Genomic DNA, 9,965 nt, shown 5'->3' on the forward strand with positions numbered 1-9,965 from the left:
CGCATTTCACTTAAAATTTATGGGCTTTAACAAGCCCATAAATATTTACCTAACGTTTAATGCTACCCATTCCCAACCCCCATCCTCTTGCGTATAGTAGCAACGTTAAATTGCATTACCGGGATGTATTGTGAGTACAACGCTGTTTCGATGGCCGGTTCGTGTCTATTACGAAGACACTGACGCCGGTGGTGTGGTATACCACGCCAGTTATGTTGCTTTCTATGAAAGAGCACGCACTGAAATGTTGCGCCATCACCATTTTAGCCAGCAAGATTTGTTGGCAGAGCGCGTCGCCTTTGTTGTCCGCAGAATGACTGTGGATTATTTGGCGCCTGCCCGACTCGACGATTTACTCGAAATCCAAAGTGAAATTACATCGATGCGTGGTACCTCTATGGTATTTACACAGCGAATCGTCAATGCCGATAATCAGGTACTCAACGAAGCTGAGGTCCTGATCGTCTGTGTTGATCCACACCTAATGAAGCCTCGTGCGCTTCCCAAGTCTATTGTCGCGGAGTTCAAGCAGTGACTGACATGAATATCCTTGATTTGTTCCTGAAGGCAAGCCTTCTGGTCAAATTTATCATGTTGATTTTGATTGGTTTTTCCATTGCATCATGGGCAATCATTATTCAGCGAACGCGAATCCTCAATGCTGCTACTCGTGAAGCAGAAGCTTTTGAAGATAAGTTCTGGTCGGGCATTGAATTGTCCCGTCTCTATCAAGAAAGCCAGGGCCGCCGTGACAGTCTTGCTGGCTCTGAACAAATTTTCTATTCAGGTTTTAAAGAGTTTGCCCGACTGCATCGTGCTAATACGCACGCACCTGAAGCAGTCGTTGAAGGGGCATCTCGCGCCATGCGTATTTCCATGAGTCGTGAGTTGGAAACGCTAGAAACTCATATTCCTTTCCTCGGAACTGTGGGTTCCATCAGCCCGTATATTGGTCTGTTTGGTACGGTTTGGGGGATCATGCACGCCTTTATCGCACTCGGTGCGGTGAAACAAGCGACATTGCAGATGGTTGCTCCAGGTATTGCAGAAGCACTGATTGCAACTGCAATCGGCCTGTTCGCTGCAATCCCAGCGGTTATGGCGTATAACCGCCTGAACCAACGTGTGAACAAACTGGAATTGAATTACGACAACTTCATGGAAGAGTTCACGGCTATCCTGCACCGTCAGGCTTTTACCAGCAGCGATAAGCAGTAAGGGGTAAGTCATGGCCAGACGTGGACGTGGGCGTGGTCGTCGGGAATTAAAGTCCGAAATTAACATCGTTCCTCTGCTGGACGTACTGTTGGTATTGTTGCTTATTTTTATGGCAACGGCTCCAATCATTACACAAAGCGTTGAGGTAGATTTGCCGGATGCGACAGATTCGCAGACGGTGAGCAGTAACGATGAACCGCCGGTCATTATTGAAGTGTCCGGGGTAGGGCAGTACAGCGTGGTGGTTGAGAAAGACCGTATGGACCAGTTGCCATCTGAACAGGTTATTGCGGAAGCACAGCGTCGTTTGCAGGCAAATCCGAAAACGGTCTTTTTGATCGGTGGTGCTAAAGATGTCCCTTACGAGGAAATCATCAAAGCACTTAACATGCTGCATAGTGCAGGTGTGAAATCCGTCGGTCTGATGACGCAGCCAATCTGATCTATTCCTAAATAATTCATGTTGCAGGTAGGCGGTAAGTGAGTGAATCCCCAGGAGCTTACTTAAGTAAGTGACTGGGGTGAGGGAGAGCAGCCAACGCCCCTGCAACTTGAAGTATGACGGATATATCTTGCTATATTTGGGAACCGATAGTGTCAAAGGCAACCATAGAAAACGATAAGCTCAAGCGCGCGATAATCGTCTCAGTGATCCTGCATATCATTTTGATTGCAGTCCTGATTTGGAGTTCGTTTGACGAGCACATCGACGCCAGTGCTGGCGGCGGTGGGGGTTCGGCTATTGACGCGGTCATGGTCGACCCAGGTGCAGTTGTTCAACAGTACAATCGCCAGCAGCAACAGCAGTCGAGCAGCAAACGTGCGGCGGAGCAACGCGAGAAACAAGCGCAACAACAGGCGGAAGAACTTCAGGAAAAACAGGCTGCTGAACAACAGCGCCTGAAGCAACTGGAGAAAGAACGCCTGGAAGCGCAGGAACAAGCGAAGCAACAAGCAGACCAGCAGAAACAAGCGCAAGAAGCCGCTAAAGAAGCGCAGGAGCAACAGAAGCAAGCTGAAGCAGCGGCGGCGAAAGCCAAAGCAGATGCCAAAGCCCAAGCTGATGCTCAGGCAAAATCTCAGGCTGACGCTCAGGCGAAGGCTGCGGAAGAAGCGGCGAAGAAAGCTGCTGCAGATGCACAAAAGAAAGCGACTGAAGAAGCAGCTAAAAAAGCCGCTGATGCAGAGAAAAAAGCAGCTGCTGAAGCCGCTGCTGCGGCGAAAAAATCTCAGCAGGAAGCCGAGAAGAAAGCCGCAGATGCTGCAGCGAAGAAAGCTCAGCAAGATGCTGAGAAGAAAGCCGCCGCTGAAGCTGCTAAAAAGGCTGCTGATGCTGAGAAAAAAGCAGCAGCAGAAGCTGCCGCCGCCGAGAAAGCTGCGTCTGAAAAAGCCGCGGCCGATAAGGCTGCTGCTGCAAAAGGTGCTGCTGATAAGAAAGCTGCTGCAGATGCTAAGAAAAAGGCTGCTGCTGAGAAAGCCGCTGCCGATAAAGCTGCCGCTGCGGGCGTTGACGATCTATTTGGCGACTTGAGCTCAGGTAAGAATGCACCGAAAACGGGTGCAGGAGCAAAAGGTAATAGCGCAGCTGCGGCTGGGAAAGGGAATAATAAAAATAATGGCGCTTCTGGTGCTGAAATCAATGGTTACGCAGGTCAGATAAAAGCAGCAATAGAAAGTAAGTTTTACCAGGACCCTGCCTTTAGTGGTAAGACCTGTTCATTGCGCATAAAACTGGCTCCTGATGGTTTACTTCTTGATATCAAATCAGAAGGTGGCGACCCGGCCCTGTGTCAGGCTGCCATTGCGGCAGCACGTCTGGCGAAGATTCCGAAGCCGCCAAGCCAGGACGTTTATGAAGCTTTCAAAAACGCGCCTATCGACTTTAAGCCACAGTAAAATTTTCCTCGCGAAAGCGGGGAAAACTAACCAGGCTGTGTCACAGGGTTTTGGTAGTTTTGTGTATTTGAGTTTGTTAACATTCTGCTAAATTATCGTGGGCTTTGGGTCCAGATAAGGGAGATATGATGAAGCAGGCATTTCGAGTAGCTTTAAGTTTTTTAATGCTGTGGGCAGCAGTACTGCACGCAGAAGTCCGTATTGAGATCACCCAAGGGGTGGACTCAGCACGTCCAATTGGTGTTGCGCCATTTAAATGGGGAGGCCCCGGTGCCGCGCCAGAAGATATTGGTGGCATCGTTGCTGCAGACTTACGTAATAGCGGCAAATTCAATCCACTGGATCGTTCACGCTTACCGCAGCAGCCTGGCTCCGCTCAGGAAGTGCAACCGGCCGCGTGGACTGCTCTGGGTATTGATGCCGTTGTTGTAGGCCAGGTTACACCAAACGGTGATGGCAGCTATACCGTTGCTTACCAGTTGGTTGATACTTCTGGTGCACCTGGTACTGTGCTTGCGCAGAATTCCTACAAGGTGAACAAACAGTGGATTCGCTATGCTGGTCATACCGCAAGTGATGAAGTGTTTGAGAAGCTGACAGGCATTAAAGGTGCGTTCCGTACTCGTATCGCTTATGTGGTGCAGACTAACGGCGGCCAGTTCCCGTATGAACTGCGCGTATCTGATTACGATGGCTACAACACCAATGTTGTCAAACGTTCTCCTGAACCGCTGATGTCACCAGCATGGTCTCCAGACGGCAGCAAACTGGCTTATGTAACATTTGAAAGTGGCCGTTCTGCTCTGGTTATTCAGACTCTGGCGAATGGTGCAATTCGTCAGGTAGCTTCGTTCCCTCGTCATAACGGTGCGCCAGCATTTTCTCCAGACGGCAGCAAACTGGCCTTCACGCTATCTAAAACCGGTAGTATGAACCTGTATGTTATGGACATAGCTTCTGGTCAGATTCGTCAGGTAACTGATGGACGCAGCAACAATACAGAACCAACGTGGTTCCCGGATAGCCAGAATGTAGCTTATACCTCTGACCAGGCTGGGCGTCCGCAGATTTATAAAGTGAATATCAACGGTGGTGCTCCGCAGCGTCTGTCCTGGGAAGGTCCTCAGAACCAGAATGCTGATGTGAGTTCCGACGGTAAGTTTATGGTGATGGTGAGCTCCAATAGTGGGCAGCAACACATCGCCAAACAGGATCTGGTAGCGGGTGGCGTACAAACTTTATCGTCAACGTTCCTGGATGAAACGCCAAGTCTGGCACCTAACGGCACGATGGTAATCTACAGCTCTTCTCAGGGGATGGGATCTGTGCTGAATCTGGTCTCAACAGATGGGCGTTTCAAAGCGCGTCTTCCGGCAACCGATGGTCAGGTTAAATCTCCTGCCTGGTCGCCGTATCTGTGATAATAAAATATTAAAGGATCAAAGAAATGCAACTGAACAAAGTGCTGAAAGGGCTGATGCTGGCACTGCCTGTTATGGCAATCGCTGCGTGTAGTTCTAACAAGAGCGCCAACAACGAGAGCGGCGAAGGTATGCTGGGCGCCGGCACTGGTATGGACGCTAACGGTAGCAATGGCAACATGTCATCTGAAGAACAGGCTCGCCTGCAGATGCAACAGCTGCAACAGAACAACATCGTATACTTCGGTCTGGATAAGTATGATGTTTCTTCTGACTTCGCTGCAATGCTGGATGCACACGCTAACTTCCTGCGTAGCAACCCATCTTACAAAGTGACCGTAGAAGGTCATGCGGACGAACGTGGTACCCCGGAATATAACATTGCCCTGGGTGAGCGTCGTGCTAGCGCTGTTAAGATGTACCTGCAAGGTAAAGGCGTTTCTGCAGACCAGATCTCCATCGTTTCTTACGGTAAAGAAAAACCAGCAGTACTGGGTCATGACGAAGCGGCTTACGCTAAAAACCGTCGTGCCGTACTGGTTTACTAAGAGAACTGCATGAACAGTAACCTCAGACATCACTTGTTGAGTCTGTCGTTACTGGTTGGCATAGCGGCCCCCTGGGCCGCTACTGCTCAGGCGCCAATCAGTAGTGTCGGCTCAGGCTCGGTCGAAGACCGTGTCACTCAACTCGAGCGTATTTCTAACGCTCATAGTCAACTTTTAACTCAACTCCAACAACAACTCTCTGATAATCAAAATGATATTGATTCCCTGCGTGGTCAAATTCAGGAAAGCCAATACCAATTGAATCAGGTTGTTGAGCGTCAGAAGCAAATTTTATTGCAGATAGACAGCCTTGGTAGTGGTGGTGCAGCAGCAGGACAAGCGGCTGGTAGCACCGATCAGGGGGCTGCAGCGGCAGCTACACCTGATGCTGGTGCTGCAGCTGAAACACCAGCTGCAGCAGCCCCAGTGCAAGGTGGTGACGCTAACAGCGACTACAATGCGGCTATTGCCATGGTGCAGGATAAGTCCCGTCAGGATGAAGCCCTTGCTGCATTTCAGAGTTTTGTTAAAAAGTACCCAGATTCAACTTACCAGCCAAATGCAAATTATTGGTTAGGTCAGTTGAATTACAACAAGGGGAAAAAGGATGATGCGGCGTTTTATTTTGCCTCTGTGGTGAAAAATTACCCGAAATCACCTAAGGCTCCAGATGCAATGTATAAAGTCGGTGTGATCATGCAAGACAAAGGTGATACCGCAAAAGCGAAAGCTGTGTATCAACAAGTGATCAAACAGTTCCCAAATACCGAAGGCGCAAAGCAGGCTCAAAAACGTCTGAATGCGATGTAGTGTGTGCGGCCTGACCAGATATTGCTGCTTTTCTGGTCAAGCCGGACAAAACACAAGCCATTAGGTGATCTTGATCGAAATTCTTGTTGCGTCAAAATCTTAAATCAGTAATATATGCCGCCGTTGCCAAGGGATATCAAACAAACCGAAAGTGACACGAAATTGGGGCGTTAGCTCAGTTGGTAGAGCAGTTGACTTTTAATCAATTGGTCGCAGGTTCGAATCCTGCACGCCCCACCAATTTCGATGTAGTACGAAGTCAGTGAATCGTGAAGGGTTTGAACCTGCAGCAGGTTCGAGTTGAGCGAAAGCGAAACAGTGTTGCGTAGCAACGACCCGGAGGGTGAGGCCAAAGGCCGAATCATCCTGCACGCCCCACCAATTTCGATGCAGTAAGTATTTGAAGAAGCAGTAAACCGCATAGCGGGGCGTTAGCTCAGTTGGTAGAGCAGTTGACTTTTAATCAATTGGTCGCAGGTTCGAATCCTGCACGCCCCACCACTCCTCGAGTGAAAGCATCTTCGATATTAGCAGTAAACCGCATTGCGGGGCGTTAGCTCAGTTGGTAGAGCAGTTGACTTTTAATCAATTGGTCGCAGGTTCGAATCCTGCACGCCCCACCAATATTTAAGTAGTGCGAAGTAGTACCGAAGTTTGGGTGATTAGCTCAGTTGGTAGAGCACCTCCTTTACACGGAGGGGGTCGGCGGTTCGAGCCCGTCATCACCCACCATTCGGGGCGTTAGCTCAGTTGGTAGAGCAGTTGACTTTTAATCAATTGGTCGCAGGTTCGAATCCTGCACGCCCCACCAAATTCAGAAAAAAGCGCCTTTGGGCGCTTTTTTCGTTTCTACAGCCCGAACGACTTCTTCCTTCTGCAGAAGGAAGGCATTGGGCTTAGGTAACTGTAAATTCCTCACGACAATCCAGCCATAATTCGCTATCTTGTTTAGCATACAAAACAACCGTGGCCATTTCTGGTAGGTCTTCGCCAGAATAGTGCTAATTTGGTTAAGTCAGTCAAACGAGAAAGCACTATGAGCGTAATGTTCGATCCAGAAGCAGCGATTTATCCCTTCCCACCTAAACCACAGCCTTTGAGCGCGGATGAAAAGCAATTTTACCGTGAGAAAATCAAGCGCCTGCTGAAAGAGCGGAATGCTGTGATGGTGGCTCATTACTACACTGATCCTGAAATTCAGGCTCTGGCTGAAGAGACGGGGGGCTGTATCTCTGATTCGCTGGAGATGGCGCGTTTCGGAGCCAATCATCCAGCAACCACGCTGTTGGTGGCTGGGGTGCGCTTTATGGGGGAAACCTCGAAAATCCTGAGCCCAGAAAAAACCGTTCTGATGCCAACTCTGAATGCAGAGTGCTCTTTGGATCTCGGCTGCCCAATCGAAGAGTTCAACGCCTTCTGCGATCAACACCCTGATCGCACAGTGGTGGTCTATGCTAATACTTCCGCAGCGGTAAAAGCGCGTGCGGATTGGGTTGTGACTTCCAGCATTGCAGTTGAATTAATTGAACATCTGGACAGCCTGGGCGAGAAAATCATCTGGGCACCGGATCGTCATCTGGGAAATTACGTTCAAAAGCAGACGGGTGCTGACGTGTTGTGCTGGCAAGGTGCGTGCATTGTGCATGACGAGTTTAAAACTCAGGCATTGACCCGCATGAAAGCACTTTATCCGGATGCAGCAGTATTGGTTCACCCTGAATCACCGCAAGCAATCGTTGATTTGGCCGATGCTGTCGGTTCTACCAGCCAGCTGATTGCTGCAGCAAAAACGTTGCCCCATAAGAAACTGATTGTGGCCACGGATCGTGGCATCTTCTACAAAATGCAGCAGGCATGCCCGGATAAAGAATTGTTCGAAGCGCCAACCGCAGGAGAAGGTGCAACGTGCCGTACCTGTGCACATTGCCCATGGATGGCGATGAACGGCCTTAAAGCCATCGCTGAGGGATTGGAGCAAGGCGGAGCGGCACACGAGATCCATGTTGATGCTGCGCTGCGTGAGGGCGCGCTGGTGCCTTTAAATCGAATGTTAGATTTTGCCGCTGAGTTGCGACGCAACGTTAAGGGTAATGCGTAAGGATTTTATCCTGTCATATTTGAAGCTGCATCTATGTTGGCTACGTTCACGTACCCTTGATGCAGCTCCAATTATTTTGGGAATACCTTAAGGAGCGAATATGGACTTTTTTAGCACGCAGAACATTTTGGTTCACATACCCATCGGGGCTGGCGGGTATGATTTATCGTGGATTGAGGCAGTCGGGACAGTGGCGGGTTTACTGTGTATCTGGCTGGCAAGTCTTGAGAAAATCAGCAACTACGCATTTGGTTTAATTAACGTCACTCTATTTGCGATTATTTTCTTCCAGATTCAACTCTATGCGAGCCTGTTGCTACAACTGTTCTTCTTTGCAGCTAATATTTATGGCTGGTATGCCTGGTCGAGACAGACCAGTGACAATCAGGCTGCACTCCATATTCGTTGGTTACCGTTACCTAAGGCGCTGGCCTGGATTGTATTCTGCGTCGGTGCTATTGGACTGATGACAATCTTCATCGACCCGGTATTTGCTTTCCTGACTCGTACGGCGGTTTCCGTTATGCAGGCTTCAGGCATGAATGTAACGATGCCTGATCTTCAACCTGATGCTTTCCCATTCTGGGACTCTTGCATGATGGTACTGTCCATTGTGGCGATGATTCTGATGACTCGTAAGTACGTCGAAAACTGGCTACTTTGGGTGATCATTAACATGATTAGCGTGGTTATTTTTGCCCTGCAGGGCGTCTATGCAATGTCGCTGGAGTATTTGATCCTGACGTTTATTGCGCTCAACGGTAGCCGCATGTGGATCAAAAGTGCGCATGAACGGGGTTCACGCGCCTTTTCCTAATCAGTGGTGATGATGAGCATGGCCATGATGGTCATGCTCGTTTAAGTCGCAATCCTGCCCCTGGCAAAGCTGATACTCCATCTGCACCGTCGCATGCTCAATCTGATATTCCTCTTTTAAAAAATGGTGGATGCGTTCTAGCAGAGCATCGTGATCGTGCGGAGGTACCACCTGAACATGAAGAGTCATCAACGGTTTCTCACCAACTAACCAGATATGGACATGATGAACATTCCGTACTTCCGGGATGGTTCTGGCCAGTTTGCGCTTCAGTACCGGAATATCAAAAGCATGAGGTGCGCCTTCGAGAAGTTCATTGACGCTCTCTTTGAGCAAACTCCATGCGCTACGTAACACCAGGCACGAAACCAGGATGGAAAGGATAGGGTCAATAGGTGTCCAGCCTGTCCAAAGAATGATCAGTGCCGCAGCAATGGCTCCTACCGAACCTAACAAATCTCCCAAAACGTGCAGAGCTGCAGCGCGAACGTTAATATTTTTTTCTTCGTTTCCACGATGCAAAATCCAGAACGAAAATAGATTCGCCAGTAACCCGGCAAACGCAATAATCAGCATCGTCCAGCCGGCTATGGGTTGCGGATGATAAAAACGAACTACTGCCTCCCAGACAATCAGAATGGTTATCACCACCAGAGCAATGGCATTCACAAAGGCTGCAAGTGTCGTCAACCTTAACCAACCGAAGGTATGGCGAGTATTTGCTGGACGGCGCGCAAACTGTACTGCCAGCAAAGCCACCAGTAATGCCGCTGCATCTGTCAGCATATGACCCGCGTCAGCGAGCAGGGCAAGCGAGCCAGAAAGCACACCACCGATGACTTCGGCCACCATAAAGATTGCTGTGACGGCAAAAGCCCACAGAAGGCGCCTGGAGTTGGAATCACTCGGGGTATGTTGATGTGTATGCGCCATGGTTCCTCTGTATCCGTAAAGCAACAATGCGCTAATTATAACCACTAACATTGATAACTTGTTGAATAACGCTCATAAAAAAGGAGAGCCTAAGCTCTTAATGCCGGTCACTTAAGGTGACCGGCATTGTTTTTTAAGGGATATTTCGACCTTTTTTCTCTCACTTCCCTTGCATATTCACGCTCACGCCTCGAGGGGAGTTTTAGCATCGCTGCGTTGCTGTA

10 protein-coding genes, 5 tRNA genes and 1 other RNA gene are annotated in these 9,965 nt (G+C 49.3%); 15 read left to right on the forward strand and 1 reads right to left on the reverse strand.

The features are described 5' to 3' along the window. The first annotated feature begins 130 nt into the window (after window positions 1-130). The 15 genes from ybgC to pnuC all read left to right on the forward strand — a co-directional run bounded on the left by ybgC (window position 131) and on the right by pnuC (window position 8,808). Complete coding sequence (gene ybgC, locus LVQ79_RS22245; protein WP_034458754.1) at window positions 131-535, forward strand: tol-pal system-associated acyl-CoA thioesterase; 405 nt, start codon at window positions 131-133, stop codon at window positions 533-535. After that, window positions 532-1,218 carry a Tol-Pal system protein TolQ gene (tolQ, locus tag LVQ79_RS22250; protein ID WP_074391983.1) on the forward strand — a complete coding sequence of 229 codons (687 nt, stop codon included), beginning with the start codon at window positions 532-534 and terminating at the stop codon, window positions 1,216-1,218. The genes ybgC and tolQ overlap by 4 nt, the downstream gene beginning before the upstream one ends. A gap of 10 nt (window positions 1,219-1,228) precedes the next feature. Then, window positions 1,229-1,660 (forward strand): colicin uptake protein TolR, encoded by a 432-nt coding sequence (gene tolR / locus LVQ79_RS22255; RefSeq protein WP_034497142.1) that lies wholly within the window; start codon window positions 1,229-1,231, stop codon window positions 1,658-1,660. A gap of 152 nt (window positions 1,661-1,812) precedes the next feature. Then, on the forward strand, window positions 1,813-3,114 hold the full coding sequence (gene tolA, locus LVQ79_RS22260) for a cell envelope integrity protein TolA (protein WP_232867027.1): 1,302 nt from the start codon (window positions 1,813-1,815) through the stop codon (window positions 3,112-3,114). A gap of 128 nt (window positions 3,115-3,242) precedes the next feature. Beyond that, complete coding sequence (gene tolB / locus LVQ79_RS22265; protein ID WP_034458746.1) at window positions 3,243-4,535, forward strand: Tol-Pal system beta propeller repeat protein TolB; 1,293 nt, start codon at window positions 3,243-3,245, stop codon at window positions 4,533-4,535. Window positions 4,536-4,561: 26 nt separating this feature from the next. Further along, a complete protein-coding gene (gene pal, locus LVQ79_RS22270; RefSeq protein WP_064512605.1) occupies window positions 4,562-5,083 on the forward strand; it encodes a peptidoglycan-associated lipoprotein Pal in 522 nt (173 codons plus the stop codon). 9 nt (window positions 5,084-5,092) lie between these two features. Next, complete coding sequence (cpoB, locus tag LVQ79_RS22275; RefSeq protein WP_232867029.1) at window positions 5,093-5,893, forward strand: cell division protein CpoB; 801 nt, start codon at window positions 5,093-5,095, stop codon at window positions 5,891-5,893. A 164-nt stretch (window positions 5,894-6,057) separates the two neighbouring features. Continuing rightward, window positions 6,058-6,133 (forward strand) — tRNA-Lys (locus LVQ79_RS22280). A gap of 15 nt (window positions 6,134-6,148) precedes the next feature. Beyond that, window positions 6,149-6,274, forward strand: a non-coding RNA gene (locus LVQ79_RS22285) — RtT sRNA. A 44-nt stretch (window positions 6,275-6,318) separates the two neighbouring features. Beyond that, window positions 6,319-6,394: transfer RNA gene (locus LVQ79_RS22290), tRNA-Lys, on the forward strand. Window positions 6,395-6,440: 46 nt separating this feature from the next. Further along, window positions 6,441-6,516, forward strand: a tRNA-Lys gene (locus LVQ79_RS22295). A gap of 33 nt (window positions 6,517-6,549) precedes the next feature. After that, window positions 6,550-6,625, forward strand: a tRNA-Val gene (locus tag LVQ79_RS22300). A gap of 3 nt (window positions 6,626-6,628) precedes the next feature. Then, window positions 6,629-6,704 (forward strand) — tRNA-Lys (locus LVQ79_RS22305). 225 nt (window positions 6,705-6,929) lie between these two features. Next, window positions 6,930-7,991, forward strand: a complete 1,062-nt coding sequence (gene nadA / locus LVQ79_RS22310) for a quinolinate synthase NadA (protein WP_232867031.1) — start codon at window positions 6,930-6,932, stop codon at window positions 7,989-7,991. A 100-nt stretch (window positions 7,992-8,091) separates the two neighbouring features. Next, the gene (pnuC, locus tag LVQ79_RS22315) at window positions 8,092-8,808 is read left to right on the forward strand and encodes a nicotinamide riboside transporter PnuC (protein ID WP_232867033.1); all 717 of its coding nucleotides are present in this window, start codon (window positions 8,092-8,094) and stop codon (window positions 8,806-8,808) included. Here pnuC and zitB read toward each other — a convergent pair whose 3' ends face one another. Then, on the reverse strand, window positions 8,809-9,741 hold the full coding sequence (zitB, locus tag LVQ79_RS22320; protein WP_232867034.1) for a CDF family zinc transporter ZitB: 933 nt from the start codon (window positions 9,739-9,741) through the stop codon (window positions 8,809-8,811). Between the last annotated feature and the right edge of the window lie 224 nt (window positions 9,742-9,965).

It is taken from the genome of Buttiauxella cochleicola, assembly GCF_021282405.1.
Classification (GTDB): domain Bacteria; phylum Pseudomonadota; class Gammaproteobacteria; order Enterobacterales; family Enterobacteriaceae; genus Buttiauxella; species Buttiauxella massiliensis.